General features: G+C 72.4%; 19 protein-coding genes. 3 read left to right on the forward strand and 16 right to left on the reverse strand.

Annotated elements, in window-relative coordinates; all coding sequences use genetic code 11:
- Window positions 1-9 precede the first annotated feature (9 nt).
- The 8 genes from ACFWWQ_RS22510 to rimP form a co-directional block, all read right to left on the reverse strand.
- The gene (locus ACFWWQ_RS22510) at window positions 10-957 is read right to left on the reverse strand and encodes a bifunctional riboflavin kinase/FAD synthetase (protein ID WP_384598847.1); all 948 of its coding nucleotides are present in this window, start codon (window positions 955-957) and stop codon (window positions 10-12) included.
- A 418-nt stretch (window positions 958-1,375) separates the two neighbouring features.
- Window positions 1,376-2,302 carry a tRNA pseudouridine(55) synthase TruB gene (gene truB / locus ACFWWQ_RS22515; protein ID WP_384598851.1) on the reverse strand — a complete coding sequence of 309 codons (927 nt, stop codon included), beginning with the start codon at window positions 2,300-2,302 and terminating at the stop codon, window positions 1,376-1,378.
- Window positions 2,299-2,754, reverse strand: coding sequence for a 30S ribosome-binding factor RbfA (rbfA, locus tag ACFWWQ_RS22520; protein ID WP_384598854.1), 456 nt, complete (start codon window positions 2,752-2,754; stop codon window positions 2,299-2,301). The genes truB and rbfA overlap by 4 nt, the downstream gene beginning before the upstream one ends.
- Window positions 2,755-2,815: 61 nt before the next feature.
- Window positions 2,816-3,115 carry a DUF503 domain-containing protein gene (locus tag ACFWWQ_RS22525; protein ID WP_384598857.1) on the reverse strand — a complete coding sequence of 100 codons (300 nt, stop codon included), beginning with the start codon at window positions 3,113-3,115 and terminating at the stop codon, window positions 2,816-2,818.
- A 172-nt stretch (window positions 3,116-3,287) separates the two neighbouring features.
- The gene (gene infB / locus ACFWWQ_RS22530) at window positions 3,288-6,383 is read right to left on the reverse strand and encodes a translation initiation factor IF-2 (RefSeq protein ID WP_384598860.1); all 3,096 of its coding nucleotides are present in this window, start codon (window positions 6,381-6,383) and stop codon (window positions 3,288-3,290) included.
- Window positions 6,384-6,544: 161 nt separating this feature from the next.
- The gene (locus ACFWWQ_RS22535) at window positions 6,545-6,835 is read right to left on the reverse strand and encodes a YlxR family protein (RefSeq protein WP_384598863.1); all 291 of its coding nucleotides are present in this window, start codon (window positions 6,833-6,835) and stop codon (window positions 6,545-6,547) included.
- Window positions 6,836-6,966: 131 nt separating this feature from the next.
- Window positions 6,967-7,959, reverse strand: coding sequence for a transcription termination factor NusA (gene nusA / locus ACFWWQ_RS22540; protein WP_384598866.1), 993 nt, complete (start codon window positions 7,957-7,959; stop codon window positions 6,967-6,969).
- Between the two features lie 2 nt (window positions 7,960-7,961).
- The gene (gene rimP / locus ACFWWQ_RS22545; RefSeq protein ID WP_384598869.1) at window positions 7,962-8,504 is read right to left on the reverse strand and encodes a ribosome maturation factor RimP; all 543 of its coding nucleotides are present in this window, start codon (window positions 8,502-8,504) and stop codon (window positions 7,962-7,964) included.
- A gap of 159 nt (window positions 8,505-8,663) precedes the next feature.
- On the opposite strand from rimP, the gene ACFWWQ_RS22550 reads away from it, so the two are divergent.
- The 3 genes from ACFWWQ_RS22550 (at window position 8,664) to ACFWWQ_RS22560 (ending at window position 10,900) form a co-directional block, all read left to right on the forward strand.
- Window positions 8,664-9,269 carry a hypothetical protein gene (locus ACFWWQ_RS22550; protein WP_384598872.1) on the forward strand — a complete coding sequence of 202 codons (606 nt, stop codon included), beginning with the start codon at window positions 8,664-8,666 and terminating at the stop codon, window positions 9,267-9,269.
- Window positions 9,270-9,429: 160 nt separating this feature from the next.
- The gene (locus tag ACFWWQ_RS22555; RefSeq protein WP_384598875.1) at window positions 9,430-9,927 is read left to right on the forward strand and encodes a ferritin-like domain-containing protein; all 498 of its coding nucleotides are present in this window, start codon (window positions 9,430-9,432) and stop codon (window positions 9,925-9,927) included.
- 61 nt (window positions 9,928-9,988) lie between these two features.
- Entirely contained in the window at window positions 9,989-10,900 is a 912-nt protein-coding gene (locus ACFWWQ_RS22560) for an aminoglycoside phosphotransferase family protein (RefSeq protein ID WP_384598878.1), read from the forward strand.
- Between the two features lie 500 nt (window positions 10,901-11,400).
- On the opposite strand, the gene ACFWWQ_RS22565 is transcribed toward ACFWWQ_RS22560, so the two are convergent.
- From ACFWWQ_RS22565 to ACFWWQ_RS22600, 8 genes are all read right to left on the reverse strand, one after another.
- On the reverse strand, window positions 11,401-13,110 hold the full coding sequence (locus tag ACFWWQ_RS22565; protein WP_384598882.1) for a proline--tRNA ligase: 1,710 nt from the start codon (window positions 13,108-13,110) through the stop codon (window positions 11,401-11,403).
- Between the two features lie 377 nt (window positions 13,111-13,487).
- A complete protein-coding gene (locus ACFWWQ_RS22570) occupies window positions 13,488-14,024 on the reverse strand; it encodes a GNAT family N-acetyltransferase (RefSeq protein WP_384598885.1) in 537 nt (178 codons plus the stop codon).
- Between the two features lie 301 nt (window positions 14,025-14,325).
- Window positions 14,326-15,171: a GNAT family N-acetyltransferase gene (locus ACFWWQ_RS22575; protein ID WP_384598888.1), complete on the reverse strand. Its 846-nt coding sequence runs from the start codon at window positions 15,169-15,171 to the stop codon at window positions 14,326-14,328.
- A 174-nt stretch (window positions 15,172-15,345) separates the two neighbouring features.
- Window positions 15,346-16,503 (reverse strand): flavodoxin-dependent (E)-4-hydroxy-3-methylbut-2-enyl-diphosphate synthase, encoded by a 1,158-nt coding sequence (gene ispG, locus ACFWWQ_RS22580; protein ID WP_143943317.1) that lies wholly within the window; start codon window positions 16,501-16,503, stop codon window positions 15,346-15,348.
- Window positions 16,504-16,688: 185 nt separating this feature from the next.
- A complete protein-coding gene (locus ACFWWQ_RS22585; protein WP_384598892.1) occupies window positions 16,689-17,993 on the reverse strand; it encodes a M50 family metallopeptidase in 1,305 nt (434 codons plus the stop codon).
- Window positions 17,990-19,264 carry a 1-deoxy-D-xylulose-5-phosphate reductoisomerase gene (gene dxr, locus ACFWWQ_RS22590; RefSeq protein WP_384598895.1) on the reverse strand — a complete coding sequence of 425 codons (1,275 nt, stop codon included), beginning with the start codon at window positions 19,262-19,264 and terminating at the stop codon, window positions 17,990-17,992. Before dxr ends, ACFWWQ_RS22585 begins: the two co-directional genes overlap by 4 nt.
- Before the next feature lie 265 nt (window positions 19,265-19,529).
- Complete coding sequence (locus ACFWWQ_RS22595) at window positions 19,530-21,470, reverse strand: acyl-CoA dehydrogenase family protein (protein WP_384598899.1); 1,941 nt, start codon at window positions 21,468-21,470, stop codon at window positions 19,530-19,532.
- Window positions 21,471-22,216: 746 nt separating this feature from the next.
- A complete protein-coding gene (locus ACFWWQ_RS22600) occupies window positions 22,217-23,674 on the reverse strand; it encodes an aldehyde dehydrogenase family protein (protein ID WP_384598903.1) in 1,458 nt (485 codons plus the stop codon).
- Window positions 23,675-23,692: the final 18 nt, after the last annotated feature.

Genomic DNA, 23,692 nt, shown 5'->3' on the forward strand with positions numbered 1-23,692 from the left:
CCGTCGGGCTCAGCCCGCGGCGGCGATCAGCTCACGTGCCTGCTTCACATCGATCGCCATCCGCTCCAACAGCGCGTCGAGCGTGGCGAACTTCTCCTGCCCCCGGATGTACGCGAGGAAGTCCACCGCGACGTGCAGCCCGTACAGATCCAGCCCCACCCGGTCGATCGCATACGCCTCGACCGTGCGGGTCTTCCCGTCGAACTGCGGGTTGGTGCCCACCGATACGGCCGCGGGCATCGCCTCGCCCTCGACGTGCAGCAGCCCGGCGTACACCCCGTCGGCCGGGATCGCGGTGTGCGGCAGCGTCTCCATATTGGCGGTGGGGAAGCCCATTTCACGGCCCCGCTGCGCGCCGCGGACGACGATGCCCTCGACGCGGTGCGGCCGCCCCAGGACCTCCGCCGCGCCCGCGACGTCGCCCTCGGCGACCAGCCGACGGGTGAGCGTGGACGAGAACGGCACCCCGCCGCCCGCCGAACCCCGCTCCACGAGATCGACGACCTCGACGGTGAAGCCGTGGGCAACGCCCAGCTCGGCGAGGGTCTCGACGGTGCCCTTCGCCTTGTGCCCGAAGCGGAAGTTGGGGCCCTCGACGACGATCCGCGCGTGCAGCTTGTCGGCCAGCACCTTCGCCACGAAGTCGGCGGGCGCGAGCTGCGAGAACTCCCAGGTGAACGGCAGGACCAGAACGGCGTCGACGCCCAGCTCCCCCATCAGCTCCGCGCGCCGGTGGTGCGGAGCGAGCAGCGGCGGGTGGGTACCGGGGCGGACGACCTCGCTGGGGTGCGGGTCGAAGGTGACGACCACCGCGGGGATCCCCAGCTCCCGGGCGCGCGCGACGGTCTCACCGATGATCAATTGGTGGCCGCGGTGCACTCCGTCGTACGAGCCGATGGTGACGACGCTGCGCCCCCAGCCCTCGGGGATGTCCTCCAAGCCACGCCAGCGCTGCACTGTGCCCGCTCCTCGCCCGAACTCTTGTCCGTCCACTGCGTCAATTCGGCATGACGCAGGTCTAAGACTGCCATGCCGGGCCCCCCGCCACCCCAGAAGGGTGACCTCACCGCCCTGAAGGGCCCGGGACGGGCACCATGCGGGCCCCGTGGGGCGGGCGCATGGGGCGCGGGCGGCGGGCCCCGGCCCTCGCGTGGAGGGCGGGGCGGAGACGCCGCATGGGGCCGCCGCATGGGGCCGCAGGGCACCACGCACGGGGCGTCACGTACGGGGCGCGCCCGCACGGGGCACATGCCCCACGCGCCGGGCACAGCCACCACCACGAGCGACCGCCCGTCTCCTCCCCCAACCCGAAGAGCCGGCCCGAAGCCCCAGGCCCCGGACCGGCTCCCCCGGCCACACCGTACGACCGTCCGCTCTACGCGAACACCGCCAGGCTCTTGGCCCTGCCGCCCTGGTTCTCCACCAGGGCGAGGAAGGTGCCGTCCGGGTCGAAGGCCGCGACCGGGCCGTCGGTCTCGAACAGCGGCATCGGGATCCGCGCGCCGTTCACCAGCAGCCGGGACTGCGCCACGGTGACGTCCCAGCGGGTGAAGGCGGCAGCCGCCGCCTCACCGATCGGCATCACCGGCAGCCCCGCGCCCTCGGTGTCGTCCACCGCGCTCTGCAACTGCTCCAGGGTCCGCGCCCGGTCGAGCTTGTACGGCCCGACGCGGGTACGCCGCAGCGCCGTCAGATGGCCGCCGACGCCCAGCCCCGCGCCCAGGTCCCGGGCCAGGGCGCGGATGTACGTCCCCGAGGAGCAGGTGACCGAGACCAGCAGGTCGGTCACCGGGGTGCCGTCCTCCGCCTCGGCCTCGTGCACGGAGTGGACGACGAACGACGAGACGGTGACCGGCCGGGCCGGGATCTCGACGTCCTCGCCGTCCCGCACCCGCGAGTACGACCGCTTGCCGTCGATCTTGATGGCGCTGACCTTCGACGGCACCTGCATGATCGCGCCGGACAGTGCGGCAACCCCCGCGTCGAGGTCCGCCCGCACCAGGCCGTGCGCCGCCTTCGACGCGGTGATCTCGCCCTCCGCGTCATCGGTGACGGTGCTCTGCCCGAGCCGCACCGTGCCGACGTACTCCTTCTCCGTCAGCGCGAGATGGCCCAGCAGCTTGGTGGCCCGCTCGATGCCGAGGACGAGGACGCCCGTCGCCATCGGGTCGAGGGTCCCGGCATGGCCGACCCGGCGCGTCCGCGCCATGCCCCGCATCTTCGCCACGACGTCGTGCGACGTGAAGCCGGACGGCTTGTCGACGATGACAAGACCGTCCGGCCCGGTGTTCTTACGCTTCATTCTGCGGCTGCGCCCTCATCGTCCTCGTCGTCGCCCGGCTTGCGGTACGGGTCGGCCTCGCCGGCGTACTGCGCGCCCGACGACACCTCGCGCACCTTGGCGTCCGAGGCCCGCGCCTTGTCGAGCAGGTCCTCGATCGTCTTGGCGTTCTCCGGCAGGGCGTCCGCGACGAACGTCAGCGTCGGCGTGAACTTCGTCCCGGCCGCGGCGCCGACCGCCGAGCGCAGGATGCCCTTGGCGCTCTCCAGGCCCGCGGCGGCGCTGACCCGGTCCTCGTCGTCGCCGTACACCGTGTAGAAGACCGTCGCCTCCCGCAGGTCGCCGGTGACCCGGGTGTCCGTGATGGTCACGTGCGTACCGAGGCGCGGGTCCTTGATTCCGCGCTGCAGCTTCTGGGCGACCACCTCCCGGATGAGGTCCGCCAGCTTCTTCGCCCGCGCATTGTCGGCCACTGGTCCGTCTCCTTCGTATCTTCCACAATTGTGCTTCCACCGGCGTCCGTCCGCCCGGCCGTCATGACCAGTCGTCGTCGCCATGCAGCCGTCGGCGTACCGACAGCAGCTCCACTTCGGGCCGTGCAGCGACCAGGCGCTCGCAGCGGTCCATCACCTCGGTGACATGCCCCGCGTCCCCGGAGACCACCGCGAGGCCGATGGTGGCCCGGCGGTGCAGATCCTGGTTCCCGACCTCCGCGACGCTCACCGCGTACTTGCGGTGCAGCTCGGCGACGATCGGGCGGACGACGGAGCGCTTCTCCTTGAGCGACCGTACGTCGCCGAGAAGCAGATCAAAGGACAGTGTCCCTACGTACATGTACGACGGGTAGAGCCACCCGTGGGGCCTCGGAATCGCGAGTCCCTCGCACCGTACACGCAACGGCCGGGGCCGATCGACGGAAATACGCTCCGCCGACCGGCCCCGGGTCCGCCCGCCGCCCGGCCGTCCCGAAGGGGGCCGGGCTCCGCGCGGACAGTGCGCTACGTGATCAGCCGCGCGGCTTCTCGCGCATCTCGTACGTCGCGATGACGTCGTCGACCTTGATGTCGTTGTAGTTGCCGAGGTTGATACCGCCCTCGAAACCTTCGCGAATCTCGGTGACGTCGTCCTTGAAGCGACGCAGACCGTGGATGGTGAGGTCCTCCGCGACCACCTTGCCGTCGCGGACGAGGCGCGCCTTGGTGTTGCGCTTGACCTCGCCGGAGCGGATGAGGACACCCGCGATGTTGCCGAGCTTGGACGAGCGGAAGACCTCGCGGATCTCCGCGGTACCGAGCTCGACCTCCTCGTACTCCGGCTTGAGCATGCCCTTGAGGGCCGCCTCGATCTCCTCGATCGCCTGGTAGATGACCGAGTAGTACCGGACGTCGACGCCCTCGCGGTCGGCCATCTGCGTGGCACGGCCTTCGGCGCGCACGTTGAAGCCGATGACGATCGCGTCGGAGCCGGACGCCAGGTTGATGTCGGACTCCGTGACCGCACCGACGCCGCGGTGCAGCACCCGGATGTCGACCTCTTCGCCGACGTCGAGCTGGAGCAGCGAGGACTCCAGGGCCTCGACCGAACCGGACGCGTCACCCTTGATGATGAGGTTGAGCTGCTGCACCTCGCCGGCCTTGAGCACCTTGTCGAGGTCCTCGAGGGACACCCGGCGGGTGCGCTTGGCGAAGGCGGCGTTGCGCTCGCGCGCCGCGCGCTTCTCGGCGATCTGACGGGCCGTACGGTCCTCGTCGACGACGAGGAAGTTGTCGCCGGCGCCCGGGACGTTGGTGAGACCCAGGACCAGGACGGGGGTCGACGGACCCGCTTCCTCGACGTTGTTGCCCTTGTCGTCGAGCATCGCGCGGACGCGGCCGTAGGCGTCGCCGACGACCATGGTCTCGCCGACGCGCAGGGTGCCGCGCTGGACCAGGACGGTCGCCACGGCGCCGCGGCCGCGGTCGAGGTGGGCCTCGATCGCGATGCCCTGTGCGTCCTGCTCCGCGTTGGCGCGCAGGTCCAGCGAGGCGTCCGCGGTCAGGACCACGGCCTCCAGCAGCTGGTCGATGTGGAGACCCTCACGGGCGGAGATGTCGACGAACATGGTGTCGCCGCCGTACTCCTCGGCCACCAGACCGAACTCGGTGAGCTGACCGCGCACCTTGGTCGGGTCGGCGCCCTCGACGTCGATCTTGTTGACCGCGACCACGATCGGCACGTTGGCCGCCTTGGCGTGGTTCAGGGCCTCGATCGTCTGCGGCATGACACCGTCGTTGGCCGCCACCACGAGGATCGCGATGTCGGTCGACTTGGCACCACGGGCACGCATGGCGGTGAACGCCTCGTGACCGGGGGTGTCGATGAAGGTGATGCGGCGCTCTTCGTCGTTGACCTCGGTCGCGACCTGGTACGCACCGATGTGCTGCGTGATGCCGCCGGCCTCGCCCGCGATGACGTTCGTCTTGCGGATCGCGTCCAGCAGGCGGGTCTTACCGTGGTCGACGTGACCCATGACGGTCACGACCGGCGGACGGGAGACGAGCATCTCCTCGCCGCCCTCGTTCTCGCCGAACTCGATGTCGAAGGACCCGAGCAGCTCGCGGTCCTCCTCCTCCGGGCTGACGATCTCGACGACGTAGTTCATCTCGCCGGCGAGCAGCTCCAGCGTCTCGTCGGAGACGGACTGGGTCGCGGTCACCATCTCGCCGAGGTTCAGCATGACCTGGACCAGCGACGCCGGGTTCGCGTTGATCTTCTCGGCGAAGTCGGTCAGCGAGGCACCACGCGACAGGCGAACCGTCGCGCCGTTGCCGCGCGGCAGCATGATGCCGCCCACCGACGGGGCCTGCATGGCCTCGTACTCCTGGCGCCGCTGCCGCTTCGACTTACGACCACGACGCGCGGGACCGCCGGGACGGCCGAACGCACCCTGCGTGCCACCGCGGCCACCAGGACCGCCGGGACGGCCGGCGAAACCGGGACGGCCACCGAAGCCGCCACCGGGGCCACCGCCACCGGGACGACCGGCGAAACCGCCACCGCCGCCACCCGGGCGACCGCCACCGCCACCACCGGGACGACCGGCGAAGCCGCCGCCACCACCGGGACGACCGCCGCCACCGGGACGACCGGCACCGGCGGGGCCGCGGCCACCGCCGCCGGGGCCCGGACGCGGGCCGGCGGCCGGACGCTGCGGCATCATGCCCGGGTTCGGGCGGTTACCGCCGCCGGGACGCGGGGCGCCACCGGGGGCCGCACCCTGCGGACGGGGCATGCCACCGGGGGTCGGACGGGCGCCGCCCTGACCCTGGGGACGGGGCCCACCCTGGCCGCCGCCCTGCGGACGGGGACCACCGGGACCACCCTGACCGCCGGGGCGCGGCGCGCCACCGGGACGGGGGGCCTGCGGACGGGCCATGCCCGTGGAGCCACCGGAGGTGAAGGGGTTGTTGCCCGGACGCGGGCCGGACGGACGACCGCCGCCGGGACGCGGGGCACGCTCGCCACCGGGACGCGGGGCGTTGCCGCGACCCTGACCGCCCTGACCGCCCTGCGGCGCGGGGCGCGCCGGACGCGGGCCGGGAGTGGCGCCGGGGCGCGAGCCGGACTGTGCGGCGGGCGCGGACGGCGGGGCCTGGAACTCGGGCTGCGCGGGGGCGGCCGGAGCGGGCTTGGGAGCCTGCCGGGCCGGCGCCGGGCGCGGGCCCGGGGTGGGCGCGCTGCTCTTGGGCACCTCGGGTGTCTTGGGCACCTCGGGTGTCTTGGGTGCCTCGGGTGCCTCGGGTGCGGCCGGGGCCGCGGGGCCCGGCTTGGGCGCACCAGGCTTGGGGGCGCCCGGCTTCGGGGCAGCCGGACGGGCCGCCTGCGCCGGGGAGGGCGCGGACGGCTTTGCGGGCGCAGCCTTACGCGGCGCCGCGGGCTTACCGGCGGCGCGGCCGCTGCCGCCACCCGCCTGGAAAGCGTCGGTCAACTTGCGAACAACCGGCGCCTCGATCGTCGAGGATGCCGATCGGACGAATTCGCCAAGTTCTTGGAGCTTGGCCATGACGACCTTGCTCTCCACTCCGAACTCCTTGGCGAGTTCGTATACCCGGACCTTAGCCACTTCGCTCCTTCTAGGTCCGGGTTGTCCACCGGACCGTCGCTACTTCATGGGCGTACTCATCGCGTACTCATCGAGTGCTCATCGCAATCTCGACCTACTTCCGACTCGCGAGGTACCTGACCGCACGGGGTTTTCCGTGCGCTGTGCATTCGTACTGTGCGTTATTGCCCGGGCCGCTGCTCGACGCCTTCGATGAACTGCCGCAAGGCCCCTGCATCGAACGGCCCCGGGCCCCGGAAGGCCCGGTTGAACGCCCGGCGGCGGACCGCCAGGTCGAGACAGACCCGTGTCGGGTGCACATGAGCACCCCGGCCGGGCAGCGTACCGCGAGGATCGGGGGCACACTCACCCTCGATCGCCACGATGCGCAGCAAATCGCCCTTGGCCGCTCGCTCCCGGCATCCCACACAGGTTCGCTCAGGGCATGCGCGGGCATGCGTCCGGCCAGACACTGATTAAGTCTACCTCCCCGCGCCGACCTCACCCCGATGGGGTAAAGGCCGGACGACTGCTCAGAATTCCCGGTCGGCCCCCGCGGCACCACTCCTTTTCATGAGCGGTCCGCGGGGGCGTGCCGTGCGGCTCAGTCCCGGGGGGCCTGCTGCTCGGTGTCCGGGCGGATGTCGATGCGCCAGCCGGTCAGCCGGGCGGCGAGGCGGGCGTTCTGCCCCTCCTTGCCGATGGCCAGGGACAGCTGGTAGTCGGGGACGGTGACCCGGGCGGAACGCGCGGCGAGGTCGACGACCTCGACCTTGCTGACCCGCGCCGGCGACAGCGCGTGCGCCACCAGCTCGGCCGGGTCGTCGGACCAGTCCACGATGTCGATCTTCTCGTCGTGCAGCTCGGCCATGACCGCACGCACCCGGCCGCCCATGGGGCCGATGCAGGCGCCCTTGGCGTTGAGTCCGGACCGCGTGGAGCGCACCGCGATCTTCGTACGGTGCCCGGCCTCCCGCGCGATGGCAGCGATCTCGACGGAACCGTCGGCGATCTCCGGCACCTCCATGGCGAAGAGCTTCTTCACCAGGTTGGGGTGCGTGCGCGACAGCGTCACGGACGGACCGCGGACGCCCTTGGCCACCCGGACGACGTACGACCGCAGCCGGGTGCCGTGCGAGTAGTCCTCCCCGGGGACCTGCTCCTGCACGGGGAGCATGGCCTCCATGGGACCGATGTCCACGAGGACGTTCTTGGGGTCCTTGCCCTGCTGGACGACGCCGGAGATGACGTCGCCCTCACGCCCGGCGAACTCGCCGAAGGTGATCTCCTCCTCGGCGTCCCGCAGCCGCTGCAGGATGACCTGCTTGGCGGTGGTCGCCGCGATCCGGCCGAAACCGGACGGGGTGTCGTCGAACTCGCGGGGCTCCTCGCCCGGCTCCAGGTCCGCCGCGTCTTCCTTCGCCCACACCGTCACATGGCCGGTACCACGGTCCAGCTGCACCCGTGCCCGACGGCGGCTGCCGTCGGTGCGGTGGTAGGCGATGAGGAGGGCCGACTCGATCGCCTCGACCAGCAGGTCGAACGAGATCTCCTTCTCCCGCACCAAACCCCGCAGGGCACTCATGTCGATATCCACGGCTACGCCTCCTCCTGACTCTCGTCGATCTTCTCGTCGTCCTGCGCACCGCGCTGATCGGACGACTCGCTCTTACGGTTGAACTCCAGCTCGACCCGCGCCTTGCCGATCACGTCGAAGGCGAGGCGCCGCTCTGTCGGCTTGCGGCCCTTGACCCCCGGTACCTCAAGATCGAGGCCGTCCTCGTCCACCGCCTGGATACGGGCCACCAGCTCGCCGCCCTCGCGCAGCTGCGCCTTGATCAGCCGGCCGACGGCGCGGCGGTAGTGCCGCAGCTCGGTCAGCGGCCGGTCGGCACCAGGCGAGGTGACCTCAAGGGTGTACGGGGCGCCGCCCATCACATCGGAGTCGTCCAGCGCCTGCGAGACCTCGCGGCTGAGCTCGGCGCACTCGTCGAGCTGGACGCCCGCGTCGGAATCCACCACGACCCGCAGCACCCGCCGTTTGCCCGCGGGGGTCACGTCGATCTCTTCCAGATCCAGCTCTCGCGCGGCAACGAGCGGTTCAAGCAGCCCGCGCAGCCTCTCGCTCTGGGTGGTGCTCATCCGGGTGACTCCTCGGCCGCGTGTGCTGTTGTGGGTGGGTCGCGTGTCGGGTCAAAGCCTATCTGTTCCGGCGGGGTACTGACGATTCGGTGGCCGGTCGCGGATACGCTCGCCTGCGGTGATCACTACGGAAAACCCGGGATGTGGAACGTGCCGAACGTGGCGCTCACGCGCAGAACTACCCTGCTGGCCGGTGCCGCGCTCGGTGCCGCCCCCCTGCTGACCGGCTGTTCCGACGGCTCCGGGCCGCCTCGTGCGCGGCAGACGGCGGCCGCTGAGCGGCTGCGTGCCGCGGCGGCGGGCGACAGTACGCGCCTGCTGGCCCGTTACGACGCGACCCTCGCCGCCCATCCCGCCCTGGGTCCCCGTCTGGGGCCGCTCCGCGCCGAAGTGGCGCGCCATGCCGAGGCGTTCGGCGCCCGGCCCGCCGGTGGCAGCGGCGCCCCCTCCCCCTCCGGCAGTACGGAGGGCCCGGCCGGGCCGTCCGTACCCGGCGCCTCGGGGAAGCCGGACGCCTCGGAGGGTTCCGACGCGTCGCCGAAGGCCGGGGCACCGGAGAAGGCCGACGCCGGGTCCGCGGCGTCCGGCTCCGGTGTGCCCGGCGACGAGAAGGCGGCGCGCGCCGCGCTGGCCGACGCCGAGCGCCGCCTGTCCGACGCCCGCGCCCGCACGCTGCGCACCGCGCCGCCCGATCTGGCCCGTCTGCTGGCCTCGGTGGCCGCCGCCGGTGCCGCCCACGCGTATCTGCTGACCGCCGCCGGGTGACACGGCCGGTACGCCGGACCGCCGCCCCGGACCGGACGGGCGCCCCCTACGTACGGTCCCCGGGCCCTGCTCCGGTCCGCATGGGGCACCCGCACCATGCGGACCGCGCCGTGCCCCGTCCCGGCACACCCCCCACCCACCGAAGGAACAGGCCCGCCCCGTGACGCCCACCCCGCGCACCGCCGACGCCCGCCCCACGCAGTTGTCCGCCGTGCAGAGCGCCCTGGCCGCCGAGCACGCCGCCGTCTACGGCTACGGCGTGGTCGGCGGGCGGATCGCCGCCGACCGCCGCAAAGAGGCCCGCGACGCCTACGACGCCCACCGCGCGCGCCGCGACGCGCTGCACCGCACGGTGCGCGACCTCGGCGGCACCCCCGCGGCGGCGGCCGCCGCGTACGAGCTGCCCTTCCCGGTGCCGGACGCCGCCGCCGCGGTCCGGCTCGCCGCCCAGCTGGAGGACCGGCTCGCCGCCGTCTACGCGGGGCTGGTGCGTGCGGGGGACGAGGAGCGCCGCGCGGACGCGGCCGCCGCGCTCCGTGAGGCGGCGGTGCGTGCGGTGCGCTGGCGCGGCAGCGGCGTAGCCTTCCCTGGGCTCGCGGAACGGGCGGCGAACGGCGCCCCGTCCCCGTCCGTGAGCGCCTCCGCGAACGCGCTCTGACGACCGGCCGCGGGCCCTGGCAGGCCGGGCGGCCCTTGATCCTGGAAAGGGACGGCAAGGCATGGCAACGGCACCCGTCGAACCGCCGCGGCGGTTGGTGAACTCCCTCGGCAGCGACCCGGCCGCTCCCGTGCGCGCCTGGCTGGCCGCGCTGCCGTCGGCGGTCCACGAGCGGCTCGACGCGTGGGGGCTGACGCTGGAGCGGGTGGACACGCCCGGGGGCCGCAGCAGCCTGGTCGCGCTCGTCCGGCAGCAGGACGGGACCCCGGCGGCGCTCAAGTTCCCCGTCCCGGGCCGCTCGCACGCGCGGGAGGCCGCGGTACTGCGGCTGTGGGACGGCTGGGGCGCGGTCCGGCTGCTGCGGGCGGACGAGGCGAGCGGTGCGCTGCTCCTGGAACGTCTCCAGGGCTCGGTCTCACTGCGGTCGCTGCCGGAGGCGCGGGCGCTGTTGGAGGCTGCAGGAACGGTACGCCGCCTATGGGTGGCACCCGGTTCGGACCACGGCTTCGAGACGCTGTCGGACCGCACGGAGGAGGCGATAGAGGCACTGCGCACGGCGGGCGCCCTGACGCCGACGGCCGCTCCCCTGGTGGAGCAGGCGGCGGAGCTGCGGCGTGCGCTACCGTCCTCCGCCGCCGAGGAGTACGTGCTGCACGGCGCGTTCCGCCAGGGCAAGATCCTCGCCGGGGAGCGGGCGCCGTGGCTGGCGGTGGGCCCCGTCCCGGTGGTCGGCGAGCGGGCCTACGACCTCGCGGCGCTGGCCACGGACCGCTTCGAGGACCTGGCGGCCGGCTCGGGCGCCGCGGCCGCGACCCGTCGCCGGGTGGCGAAACTCGCCGAGTCCCTGGAGGTCGACCGCGACCGGCTGCGCGACTGGACGCTCTACCGCGCGGTGGCCGCCGGAGTCCGCGAAACCGTATCGGGCGACCGCCGTCACGGCGAACTCCTCCTGGAATTCGCCACCTGGCTCTGAGCGGTCACGTTCTCGGTCGCCTCGGCCTATGGCGGCAGCGGTGTGCCGGGCCCGGCGGGGTGGGGCGGCGCGGCGAGGTGGGGCGGCGGGGCGGCGCGGCGGGGTGGGGCGTGGGGCGGCGCGCCTCATGCGCCGTGCCCCACACGCCATGCGTCGGGCCCCCTGTGCTCGGCTCCATGCCTCATGCGCCGTGCCCCAAGCCCCCAGCGTTCGGCTCCGTGCCTCGGATTCCTTTGCGGATGAGAGGCCAGCCGCCGTTTCGCGCATGGGGCGCTGGCCTTCTCCGCATGGGGCGAGCGCATGCGCATGGGGCAGGCGCACGGGGCGAGCGCAGGCGCACGGGGCAGGTGCATGGGGCACCCCGCACCAGGCGGAAGACAGCGCCACCCCGCCCACGGGAACGCGCCCATCACTCGCCCCGCGCCCCCCGCCAAGGCCACCCCAGGCATACGAAAGGGCCGACCCGGACGTCATCGCCCCGGCCGGCCCTTTCGTCGCTGTTACGCGCCGAGCCGCGCGACCGCGTCCTCGACGGAGAGCTCCTCGCGCTCGCCCGTGCGGCGGTCCTTGACCTCAACGACGCCCTCGCCCGCGCGGCGTCCCGCGACCACGATGGTCGGGACGCCGATCAGCTCGGCGTCGGTGAACTTCACGCCGGGCGAGACACCGGCGCGGTCGTCGACCAGCACCCGCAGGCCCGCGGCGCCGAGCTTCTCGCCGATTTCCAGGGCGAGTTCGGTCTGCTTGGCCTTACCGGCGGCGACGACATGCACATCGGCCGGGGCGACCTCGCGGGGCCAGCACAGACCGGACCCGTCGTGGCTCTGCTCGGCGAGCGCCGCCACCGCGCGGGAGACACCGATGCCGTACGAGCCCATGGTGACGCGGGTGGGCTTGCCGTTCTGGCCGAGCACGTCCAGCTCGAAGGCGTCCGCGTACTTGCGGCCGAGCTGGAAGATGTGGCCGATCTCGATGGCGCGGTCGATGCGCAGGCCGGCGCCGCACTTGGGGCAGGGATCGCCGGGCTGGACGACGACCACGTCGAGGTACTGGTCGACCTCGAAGTCGCGGCCCGCGACGACGTTCTTCGCGTGCATGCCCTGCTTGTTGGCGCCGGTGATCCAGGCGGTGCCCTGGGCGATCCGCGGGTCGGCGAGGTAGCGGAACGCGGTCCCGGCCAGGCCCTGCGGGCCGACGTAGCCGCGGACCAGGTCGGGGCGGTCCACGAAGTCCTCGGCGGTGACCAGCTCGACGGTGGCGGGCGCGAGGTGCTCGCCGAGCTTGCCGAGGTCGACCTCGCGGTCACCGGGGACGCCGACCGCGACGATCTCACCGTCGACCTTCACCAGGAGGTTCTTCAGCGTCGCCGACGCCGGGACGTCCAGGTGGGCGGCGAGGGCCTCGATGGTCGGGGTGTCGGGGGTGTCCAGCTCCTCGACGGGCCCGTGGTCCGCGTCCTCGACCGGGGCGACCTTGACCGTGACGGCCTCGGTGTTCGCGGCGTAGTCGCAGGCGGGGCAGTCCACGAAGGTGTCCTCACCGGCCGCGGCGGGGGCCAGGAACTCCTCGGAGGCGGAGCCGCCCATGGCGCCGGAGACGGCGGAGACGATGCGGTAGTCCAGGCCCAGCCGCTCGAAGATCTTGGTGTACGCCTCGCGGTGCAGGGCGTAGGAGGTGGCCAGGCCCTCGTCGGTGGTGTCGAAGCTGTACGAGTCCTTCATCTGGAACTCGCGGCCCCGGAGCACGCCGGAGCGGGGTCGGGCCTCGTCGCGGTACTTGGTCTGGATCTGGTAGAGGATCACCGGCAGGTCCTTGTAGGACGTGCACTGGTCCTTGACCGTGAGGGTGAAGATCTCCTCGTGCGTGGGGCCGAGGAGGTAGTCGGAGCCCTTGCGGTCCTTGAGGCGGAAGAGGAGGTCGCCGTACTCCTCCCAGCGGCCGCTCGCCTCGTACGGCTCCTTGGGGAGCAGGGCGGGCAGCAGGACTTCCTGGCCGCCGATGGCGTCCATCTCCTCGCGGACGATGCGGGAGACGTTCTCCAGCACCTTCTTGCCCAGCGGGAGCCAGGTCCAGATGCCCGCGGACGTACGGCGGACGTACCCGGCGCGTACCAGCAGCTTGTGGCTGGCGGTCTCGGCGTCGGCCGGGTCGTCGCGCAGCGTCTTGATCATCAATCGGGACATGCGCTGGACCTGAGCGGCGTGGGCCATGGGAATTTCTCCTGCGTAAGAAAGGTGACTCCCTGGAGGTTAGCCGCCGGGGCATGGCGCACGGAAATGGGTTGCCCGCCGCGCAGGGGGCGCGGCGCACCGCGCGGACCCCCCGCGCCCGCGCATGGGGCATCCGCATGGGGCGTCACGCGGGGGCCCGGGCCCCTGGTGCGTACGCCATGGGGCGGCCACCCGGGGCGCGGGGCATGCCGCATGGGGCGCGGCGCATGGGGCCCGGCGCATGGGGCCCGGCGCATGGGGCCCGGCGCATGGGGCCCGGCGCATGGGGCGCGGCGCATGGGGCCCGGCGCTCCAGATGCAGCGCTCCGCCCCATGCCCTGCCCTCCGTACCCGCCCCACGCCGTACGGGCGCAACGTCAGTGGCGGGGCAGCGGCAGCAGGGCGCCCATGACGGCGTAAGGCGTGGGGGCGCTGGGGAACAGGACGCGGCGGGCGAGGTCCTGGTAGCCGAGGGAGTGGTAGAGCGCGCGGGCGGGGCTCTCGGTGTCGAGGGCCGAGAGGATGCTGCGGGGCCGCGTGGTGGTGTCGGTCAGTTCCGTGATCAACCGGCGGCCGATACCGCGGTGCTGGTACGCGGGGTGGACGTGGAGTTCGGTGATGACGAAGGAGTCGTCGAGCCAGTGGTCGAGCTGTTGGGCGCGCAGATAGGGCTCGACGACGCCGGACCACCAGTGAGCGCGGTCGTTGGGCATGCCGTAGACGAAGCCGACGAGGCGGCCGGCGGGGGTGGTGGCGCCCAGCGCGCGGGCCCCGGGGCACTGCAGATGCCGCAGCACGATGGGGCGGCGGATGGCCATCTCCCCGTCTGTGAGGCCGAAGGCGAGGGCCTGCACCGCCAGCGCATCGTCCACGCGGGCGGCGAGATCGAGGGGGCCGACCGCGATGTCATCCATGGTCGGGAGCGTACAAGGCGTACGGCCCGAACAGCACGGTCACAGCCGTACGGTCACGACGGTGCGTACGGCCCGAACAGCACGTCACGCGTACGGTCACGACGGTGCGGGCGGAGCGGGACGACCACGGGCATGGGGCGCAACGGTGCGGAGCCGGACGGCCGCGGCATGGTGGGCACCGGGGCGCGACCGAAGCGGGACGACCACAGGCACGGAGCGCACAACGGTGCGGCCGAGGCGGGGCGCCCACCGCGCGGCACGCAGCGGCAACGGCACGTCCCGGCCGCCACCGCAGCACGGGTCAGAACAGCACACTCATGAACGCCCCGACCTCCTCGAACCCCACCCGCCGGTACGCCGCCCGCGCGGCCGCGTTGAAGTCGTTGACGTAGAGGCTGACGACGGGGGCGACGTCGGCGAGGGCGTAGCGGAGGACAGCCGCCATGCCGGTCTCGGAGAGGCCCTTGCCGCGATGGTCGGGGTCGACCCAGACGCCCTGGATCTGGCAGGCGCGGGGCGTGGCGGCGCCGATCTCGGCCTTGAAGAGGACCTTGCCGTTCTCGACCCGTGCGAAAGAGCGGCCGGCACCCACGAGTTCGGCGACGCGTGCCTGGTAGAGGAGTCCGCCGTCGCCGGCCATCGGGGAGATGCCGACCTCCTCGGTGAACATGGCCACGCAGGCGGGCATGATCAGTTCCATCTCGTTCTTGCGGATGCGCCGGACGTAGGGGTCGGGCGCGATCTCCGCGGACGGGGCGGTGGTGACCATGAGGGGTTGGTGGGCGCGGACCTCGCGGGCGGGGCCCCATGCGGGCTCCAGGAGGGACCACAGTGCGGCGGTGGCCTCGGCCGGGCCGACGAGGGAGGAGCAGCGGCGGCCCTGACGGCGGGCGCGTTCGGCGAAGCCGCGGATGGCCTCGGGGGTGGCGCAGATGGGGACGAGGTTGGCCCCCGCGTAGCAGAGGGACTCCAGGCGGCCGCCGGTGTACCAGCCCCACATCTCGCCGCCGAGCCGCCACGGATCGAGCCCCGCCACCTGGACCCGGGCGGCGACGAAGGCGTTGGCGACCGGGTCGCGGTCCAGGATCTCCAGGGCGGCGTCGAGCTCCCCTGGCTCCAGGACCTTGAGGGTGGTGGTCGTCAGCACGTGTCGGAAAGCCTCACCGGTGCGGGCCTGGGAGGCCAGGCAGGAGCAGGTTCTCGCACTGTACCTCCCGCCGTCGGACACCACCCGTGGCGCTACGTGCGAGCCCCGCCGCCCCTGGGTACGGGGCGGCGGGGCTCGGCCACGACGGGCGCCGTGCGGCGGGTGACGGGGCGCTCAGCCCGCGGCGGTGACGACGGGTTCGCCGGAGGTGACCCCGTCCTTCTCCATCTGCTCGGCGATCTTCATGGCCTCTTCGATGAGCGTCTCGACGATCTTCGACTCGGGGACGGTCTTGATGACCTGGCCCTTGACGAAGATCTGGCCCTTGCCATTGCCGGAGGCGACGCCGAGGTCGGCCTCACGGGCCTCACCGGGGCCGTTGACGACGCAGCCCATGACGGCGACGCGCAGCGGCACCTCCATGCCCTCCAGACCGGCGGTGACCTGGTCGGCGAGCTTGTACACGTCGACCTGGGCGCGGCCGCAGGACGGGCAGGAGACGATCTCCAGGCGGCGGGGCTTGAGGTTGAGGGACTCCAGGATCTGGAGGCCGACCTTGACCTCCTCGGCGGGCGGCGCGGAGAGCGAGACGCGGATGGTGTCGCCGATGCCCTCGGAGAGCAGCGCGCCGAACGCGACCGCGGACTTGATGGTGCCCTGGAAGGCGGGGCCCGCCTCGGTGACGCCGAGGTGGAGCGGGTAGTCGGACTGCGCGGCGAGCTGGCGGTAGGCGTTGACCATCACGACCGGGTCGTTGTGCTTGACCGAGATCTTGATGTCGCGGAAGCCGTGCTCCTCGAAGAGGGACGCCTCCCACAGGGCGGACTCGACGAGTGCCTCGGGGGTGGCCTTGCCGTACTTGGCGAGCAGGCGGGCGTCGAGCGAACCGGCGTTGACGCCGATGCGGATCGGGGTGCCCGCATCACCGGCCGCCTTGGCGATCTCCTTGACCTGGTCGTCGAACTTCTTGATGTTGCCGGGGTTGACGCGGACCGCGGCGCAGCCCGCGTCGATCGCGGCGAAGACGTACTTGGGCTGGAAGTGGATGTCCGCGATCACCGGGATCTGGGACTTCTTCGCGATGACCGGCAGCGCATCGGCGTCGTCCTGGGTCGGGCAGGCGACGCGGACGATCTGGCAGCCGGAGGCGGTCAGCTCGGCGATCTGCTGGAGCGTGGCGCCGATGTCGGAGGTGCGGGTGGTCGTCATCGACTGCACCGACACCGGTGCGTCTCCGCCCACGGGTACCGACCCGACGTGAATCTTGCGGCTGACCCTGCGGTCGGCAAGCTTGGTCGGTACGTCCGGCATTCCCAGCGAAATGGCAGTCATCTGGCGAGCAACCCCAAGGTGTGGATCTAGGTCCCGAAGTCGGCGGGCTCCGGCCTCCGAGATTACGGCACCGGGGTTCCCCGAAGCACATCCTGGCTGCGCGGCGGCGCCGTACGGCGACGGCCGGACACCCGCGGCGCTCCGCGGGACGTCCGGCCGTCCACGTGTGTGACCTGCGCTGCCCGCTATCCGGTGAGCGTGACCGGGTTGACGACGTCGGCGACGAGGACGAGCAGGGTGAAGCAGATGAACACGCCCGCGACGACGTACGCGACCGGCATCAGCTTGGCGACGTCGAACGGGCCCGGGTCCGGTCGGCGGACGACCTTCGCGAAGACGCGGCGGATCGACTCCCACAGGGCGCCGGCGATGTGCCCGCCGTCCAGCGGGAGCAGCGGCAGCATGTTGAACAGGAAGAGGGAGAGGTTGAAGCCCGCCACCAGGAAGAGCATCGTCGCGACGCGCTGCTCCGGGGGGATGTGGAGGGAGAAGACCTCTCCGCCGACGCGCGCGGCGCCGACCACGCCCATCGGGGAGTCCGCCTTGCGTTCCGCACCGTTGAAGGCGGCGTTCCACAGGTCGGGGACCTTGCCGGGGAGGTTGATCAGGGAGGTGACGCCCTGCTGGACCATGTTGCCCATGCGGTCGACGGACTGGCCGAAGGACTGCTGGACGACGCCGCTGGCCGGGGTGAAGCCCAGGAATCCGGCGGTGACGTACTGGCCGTCGACGTAGCCGCCGTGGCCGTCGGTCTTGGCGACCTTGTTCTCGATGAGGTCGGCGTGCAGGGTGTGGCGGGCGCCGTCGCGTTCGACGACGAGCGTGGCGGGCCCGGTGGTGTCGCGGATCTGGCCCTGAAGGGTGTCCCAGTCGGGGAGGGCCCGGCCGTTGAAGCTGACGATCTTGTCACCGGCGCGCAGGCCCGCGGCCTTGGCCGGGGAGTCCTTGGCACCGGCGGGGCACTTGTCGGTCTTGGCGGACGCCGCGATGACGCAGTCGGAGACCGAGCCGACCCGGGTGGTCTGGGTGTTGATGCCGAAGCCCATCAGCACACTCATGAAGATCGCGACCGCGAGGATCAGGTTCATGAACGGCCCGGCGAACATCACGATGACGCGCTTCCACGGCTTGCGCGTGTAGAAGAGCCGCTTCTCGTCGCCCTCCTGGAGCTCCTCGAAGGCGGCCGAACGGGCGTCCTCGATCACGCCACGCCACGGTGAGGTGGAACGGGCCTGGAGCTTCCCGTCGTCGCCGGGCGGGAACATCCCGATCATGCGGATGTAGCCGCCGAGCGGGACGGCCTTGATGCCGTACTCGGTGTCGCCCTTCTTACGGGAGAAGAGCGTCGGCCCGAAGCCCACCATGTACTGCGGCACGCGGATGCCGAACATCTTGGCCGTCGAGAGATGGCCGAGCTCGTGCCAGGCGATGGAGAACAGCAGGCCGACGACGAAGACGACTATGCCGAGGATGGTCATCCAGGTCGTCATGCGCGAGCCTCCGAAGGTGTACGTGCCGCACGGGCGGCCAGTTCGCGGGCGCGGGCGCGCGCCCAGGTCTCCGCCTCCCGTACGTCCGCGACGGTGAGGGAAGTTCCCCGGCCGGGCACGGAGTGTTCGGCGACCACTTCGGCGACCGTATCCACAATCCCTGTGAAAGGCAGCCCGCCGTGGAGGAAGGCGTCGACGCATTCCTCGTTCGCGGCGTTGAAGACGGCGGGCGCGGTGCCGCCGAGGTCGCCGACGTGGCAGGCGAGCGGGACGGAGGGGAACGCCTTCTCGTCGAGGGGGAAGAACTCCCAGGTCCGGGCCGTCGCCCAGTCGACGCCGGGCGCGGCGTCGGGGACGCGGGCGGGCCAGCTCATGCCGAGCGCGATGGGCATCCGCATGTCGGGCGGGCTGGCCTGGGCGAGGGTGGAGCCGTCGGTGAATTCCACCATCGAGTGGACGTAGGACTGCGGATGGACGACGACCTCGATCTGTGCGAAGGGGACGTCGAACAGCAGGTGCGCCTCGATGACCTCGAGACCCTTGTTGACGAGGGTCGCGGAGTTGATGGTGACGACGGGCCCCATGGACCAGGTGGGATGGGCCAGCGCCTGCTCGGGGGTGACACCGGCCAGCTCCGCACGGCTGCGGCCGCGGAACGGGCCGCCGGACGCGGTGACGACGAGCTTGCGGACCTCCTCGCGGGTGCCACCGGTCAGCGCCTGGAACAGCGCGGAGTGCTCGGAGTCGACGGGGATGATCTGCCCGGGGGCGGCGACGGCCTTGACCAGCGGGCCGCCGGCGATCAGCGACTCCTTGTTGGCGAGGGCGAGCACCCGTCCGGCCTTGAGGGCGGCGAGCGTCGGCGCGAGGCCGATGGAACCGGTGATGCCGTTGAGGACGGTGTGGCAGGGGGAGGCGGCGAGGTCGGTGGCCGCGTCAGGTCCGGCGAGGATCTCCGGCAGCGGCTCGCCCGCGCCGTACCGCGCGCGCAGCGCCTCGCGCAGCGCCGGGGCGGCCTCCTCGCGGGCCACGGCGACGGTGCGGACCCGCAGCTGGTGCGCCTGCTCGGCGAGCAGCTCCACCCGGCCACCGGCCGCGGAGAGCGCGGTCACCCGGAAAAGGTCGGGGTTGCGCTGCACGATGTCGATCGCCTGGGTGCCGATGGAACCGGTCGATCCGAGGATCACGATGTCGCGGGGGCCGTGCTGCGCGTCCAGATCCGCGGAAACCGGGGCGAACCGCAGGTGCGGGTGGGCGAGGGAGTCCGTCATGGGGTCCATTGTGGCCGGTCGCGGAGGCGGCGGGGGCCTCGCGGCCGGGTTGAGGCGCATCGGCGGGGTGGGGCGCATCGGCAGGGTGGGGCGCATCGGCAGGGTGGGGTGGGGCGTGGGGCGACGCTGCGTGAGGCGGGGCGCCATGCACGGGGCATGGGGCGGAGCGCATGGGGCGGAGCGCATGGGGCGGGCGCCTCATAGGGCGGGCGCCCCATGGGAGCGGGCAGCGCCCCGTCGCTCCGCCATGGCGCGTCGCCCGGACCTACGGTGCCTCGGAGCCGGGGCGGCGGATGGGGCGGTGGACGTTGTCATGGAGGCTGGGGCCGGGGGTGGCGTCGGCGATCCAGGGGCCCTCGCCGCTGGCGTCGACGACGCCCTCCTCCAGCCAGCGGTACGCGCCGTCGAGGACGCCGGAGACGACCTTGCGGTCGAGGCTGTCGGTGTTGGTCCACAGCCGGGCGAAGAGCTCGTCGGCGCGGATGCGGGACTGCCGGCAGAACGCGTCGGCCAGCTGGTACGCCGCCCGCCCGTGGTCACCGGTCAGCCGCAGATGCTCGGCCCGTACGCAGGCGGCGCTCATCGCGAACAGCTCGGCGCCGATGTCGACGATCCGCCCGAGGAAGCCCTGCTTGGTCTCCATCCGCCCCTGCCAGCGCGACATCGCGAAGAAGGTGGCGCGGGCCAGCTTGCGGCAGGACCGTTCGACGTACCGCAGATGCCCCGCCAGCGGACCGAACTCCTGGTAAGCACGCGGCAGTTGGCCGGGCCCGGTGACGAGTTGGGGCAGCCAGCGGGCGTAGAAGCGACCGGCGTCGGCGGCGGCCCTGCCCTTGTCACCGAGGCTCTTCTCCGGGTCGATGAGGTCGCCCGCGACGGACAGATGGGCGTCGACGGCCTCGCGGGCGATCAGCAGATGCATGATCTCCGTCGATCCCTCGAAGATGCGGTTGATGCGCATGTCGCGCAGCAACTGCTCGGCGGGCACGGCGCGTTCGCCCCGTGCGGCGAGCGAGTCGGCGGTCTCGAAACCGCGGCCGCCGCGGATCTGCACCAGTTCGTCGGCGATCCGCCACCCCATCTCGGACCCGTAGAGCTTGGCGAGGGCGGCCTCGATCCGGATGTCGTTGCGGTTCTCGTCGGCCATCTGGGAGGAGAGGTCGACAATCGCCTCCAGGGCGAAGGTGGTCGCGGCGATAAAGGAGATCTTGGCGCCGACGGCCTCATGCGCGGCGATCGGCCTGCCCCACTGTTCGCGGACGGCTGACCACTCCCGAGCGATCTTCAGGGCCCACTTGCCGGAGCCCACGCACATCGCGGGCAGCGACAGCCGTCCCGTGTTGAGGGTGGTCAGCGCAATCTTCAGGCCGGCGCCCTCGGGGCCGATACGGTGCGCGGCGGGCACCCGCACCTGGTGGAAGCGGGTGACGCCGTTCTCCAGCCCGCGCAGGCCCATGAACGCGTTGCGGTGCTCGACGGTGATGCCGGGCGTCGCGGTCTCGACGACGAAGGCGGTGATGCCGCCCCGGTTGCCCGCCACGGCGGGGACTCGCGCCATCACCACCAGCAGGTCGGCGACGACGCCGTTGGTGGTCCACAGCTTCACGCCGTCGAGGACGTATCCGTCGCCGTGGGGAACGGCGGTGGTCGCCAGCCGCGCCGGGTCCGAGCCGACGTCCGGCTCGGTGAGCAGGAACGCCGAGATGTCGGTACGGGCACAACGGGGCAGGAAGGCGTCCTTCTGCTCCTGGCTGCCGAAGAGCTTCACGGGCTGCGGAACGCCAATCGACTGGTGCGCGGAGAGCAGCGCGCCGACGGCGGGGCTCGCGGAGCCGACGAGGGCGAGCGCCTTGTTGTAGTAGACCTGCGTGAGGCCGAGTCCGCCGTACTTCGTATCGATCTTCATGCCGAGCGCGCCGAGCTCCTTGAGACCGTTGACGGTCTCGTCGGGGATCCGCCCCTCGCGTTCGATCCGGGCGCCGTCGATCCGCGTTTCGCAGAACGTGCGCAGTGCGGCCAGGAACGCCTCGCCCCGCCGTACGTCCTCCGCCGCCGGGCTGGGGTGCGGGTGGATCAGGTCGAGCCGGAAACGTCCCAGGAACAGTTCCTTGGCGAAGCTGGGCTTGCGCCAGTCCTGTTCCCGGGCCGCCTCGGCGACCTGCCGTGCCTCGCGCTCGGAGACGTTGCGGGTGGTCGGAGCGGACATGTCGGGCTCACCTCGCCGCGTTCGGATGGACCGTGCCGACGGACCGGGGCCAACGGGACGGCGCCCATGGACACTCATGGACTACTTGTGAGAATTACCCGGTATGCGGCAGTTTCACCAGTTACGCGGCGCCGTCGGACGCCCTCACAAGGCCCATCGGCTGGGGATGGCGGGCCTCAAACCCGTAGGGCGGTGTTGCGCCGGTGAGGGGTACGCGGCCGTGGGGACGGGGCAGGGGCTCGCCGCATGGGGCCGTCGCATGGGGCCGTCGCATGCGGCCGCCGCATGGGGCCGAGCGGGAGCTGTTGCATGGGGCGGGGGCGAGGGCCGCCGCATGAGGCGGAGCCGCGCTCCTGCCCCATGCGGGGGGCTGCCCCCTCCGCGAGGGGGGCTCGGCTGCCCCATGCGCGGGACGGTGGCCGCCCCATGCCTGAGGGCCGCCGCCCCACGCACAGGGCAGGGGGCGCGGGAGACGGGCCGAGCCCCCTCAGGCACGAAGAAACGGCCCGCGCGGGGCCGTACCGTCAAGATCTGGAGCGCCCCCGGGGCCGGGCCCAAAGGGGGCGCGGCGCGCTCCGGAACAGGATGCCGGAACGCGCCGCGGCCGGGGCCGGTCCACGGGAGGGGACGGACCGGCACCTGGCCCGGACTCATGTGACGGTCTCGGGGGCGACCGCGCTGTCCACCGGTCCAGGCCGGGTCGGGCGAACGGGGTGTGCCGCGGCCGGTGGGCCGGGCACCGTCCCTCAGAGGTCGATGCCGGTCAGCACCAGGACCCGCTCGTAGGTGTAGTCGTCCATGGCGTAGCGGACGCCCTCACGGCCGACGCCGGAGAGCTTGACGCCGCCGTACGGCATCTGGTCGGCGCGGTACGACGGCACATCGCCGATGATCACACCACCCACCTCCAGCGCACGGTGCGCACGGAACGCCGCCTGTACGTCGTGGGTGAACACCCCGGCCTGGAGCCCGTACTTGGAGTCGTTGACCGCGGCGAACGCGGCGGCCTCCCCGTCGACCTTCGCAACCGAGAGCACCGGGCCGAAGACCTCTTCGCAGGCGAGGGTGGTGTCGGCGGGCAGCTCGGCGAGCACGGTCGGCGCGTACGAGGCGCCCTCCCGCTTGCCGCCGGTGAGCAGCTTGGCACCGGATGCGACGGCCTCGTCCACCCACGTCTCGACGCGCTCGGCCGCGGCCTCGCTGACCAGCGGGCCGACCTCGGTCGCGGCGTCGGACGGGTCGCCGGTGACCTGCGCCTCGACCGCCGCGACGATCTTGGGCACCAGGCGGTCGTAGACCTGTGCGTCGGCGATCACCCGCTGCACCGAGATGCAGGACTGACCGCCCTGGTAGTTGGAGAAGGTGGCGATCCGCTGGGCCGCCCAGTCCAGGTCCGCCTCGGAGGCGTAGTCGCCGAGGATGACGGCCGCGCCGTTGCCGCCCAGCTCCAGGGTGCAGTGCTTACGGGGCACCGAGTCGAGGATGTCGTAGCCGACCTTCTCGGAGCCGGTGAACGAAATGACCGGCAGCCGCTCGTCCTGGACCAGCGCCGCCATGCGGTCGTTGGGAACCGGCAGGATCGACCAGGAACCGGCCGGGAGGTCGGTCTCGGCGAGGAGTTCACCGAGGATCAGACCGGACAGCGGGGTGGCGGGGGCCGGCTTGAGGAAGATCGGCACACCTGCCGCGATGGCGGGGGCGACCTTGTGGGCACAGAGGTTGAGCGGGAAGTTGAACGGGGCGATGCCCAGCACCGTGCCGCGCGGGAAACGGCGGGTCAGCGCGAGGCGGCCGGCGCCGCCGCCGTCGGTGTCGAGCCGCTGCGCCTCGCCACCGTTGAAGCGGCGGGCCTCCTCGGCAGCGAAGCGGAAGACGGACACGGCGCGGCCGACCTCACCGCGTGCCCACTTGATGGGCTTGCCGTTCTCCGCGGAGATCAGCTGCGCGATCTCCTCCGTACGCTCGACCAGCCGGTGCTCGACATGGCTGAGGGCCGCGGCGCGGACGTGGGCGGGGGTGGCGGCGAACTCGTCCTGAACGGCGAGGGCGGCGGCGATGGCCTCCTCGACCTGCTCCTCGGTCGGGACGCTCACCGTGCCGACGAGACGTCCGTCCCAGGGGGAGGTGACGTCGAAGGTGGTGTCACCGGTGGCCTCGCGGCCGGCGACCCAAAAGGCGGTGGGGGCTGCAGCATTGTTCGGCACAGTGGATCCCGGCCCTTC

The organism is Streptomyces sp. NPDC059080 (assembly GCF_042739975.1).
GTDB lineage: Bacteria > Actinomycetota > Actinomycetes > Streptomycetales > Streptomycetaceae > Streptomyces > Streptomyces benahoarensis.